The organism is Flavobacterium macrobrachii, assembly GCF_014486675.1.
GTDB lineage: Bacteria > Bacteroidota > Bacteroidia > Flavobacteriales > Flavobacteriaceae > Flavobacterium > Flavobacterium macrobrachii.
In genome coordinates this window covers 1-766 of the sequence record NZ_JACTAC010000176.1, presented here as the reverse complement: position 1 = coordinate 766, position 766 = coordinate 1, and the positions used below count along the sequence as shown (strand labels likewise).

The 766-nt window shown below is 42.7% G+C and carries 2 tRNA genes and 1 rRNA gene; all 3 read right to left on the bottom strand.

The features are described from left to right. Window positions 1-358: ribosomal RNA gene (locus IAI56_RS15840) — 23S ribosomal RNA — on the bottom strand; the annotation flags it as partial. 103 nt (window positions 359-461) lie between these two features. After that, a tRNA-Ala gene (locus tag IAI56_RS15835) sits at window positions 462-535 on the bottom strand. Between the two features lie 87 nt (window positions 536-622). Next, window positions 623-696: transfer RNA gene (locus tag IAI56_RS15830), tRNA-Ile, on the bottom strand. Window positions 697-766: the final 70 nt, after the last annotated feature.

The following is a 766-nucleotide window of genomic DNA, read 5'->3' as shown; positions in this document are numbered from 1 at the left end:
GGGACTATCACCCTCTATGGTTAACCTTTCCAGGTTATTCTAATTCAATCCGCAAGAAATATCGTGGTCCTACAACCCCAATATTGCCGTAACAACATTGGTTTGGGCTAATCCGCGTTCGCTCGCCACTACTTACGGAATCACTTTTGTTTTCTTCTCCTCCGCCTACTTAGATGTTTCAGTTCAGCGGGTTTACTCACCTATCGGTGTACTATGTCTTCAACATAGTGGGTTGCCCCATTCGGATATCTACGGATCAATCTGTATGTGCCAGTCCCCGTAGCTTTTCGCAGCTTATCACGTCCTTCATCGCCTCTGAGAGCCTAGGCATCCCCCATACGCCCTTATTTTGCTTATTGTACTTGTGTTTTATGCATTAATACACAAAACGTGTTCTTTCTACTTTGTTATTATTTTCTTATCTCAATATGTCAATGAACTTTTTTCACCGTAGCGAATTGTGGAGAATATCGGAGTCGAACCGATGACCTCCTGCGTGCAAGGCAGGCGCTCTAGCCAGCTGAGCTAATCCCCCGTTTTAGTTGTTAGTTAACAGTTTATAATCAACAGTAACTGCATCCGGTTAGCTAACCTCTAGAATTTCCTTTAAAGCCTAAAATAGTAGTCCCGGGCAGACTCGAACTGCCGACCCCTACATTATCAGTGTAGTACTCTAACCAGCTGAGCTACGAGACTCTGTATTTTGCTTTTTTTATTTTGAACTAACAGCGAGAGTAATTAAATCTTTTATGCGAAACTTTACTTC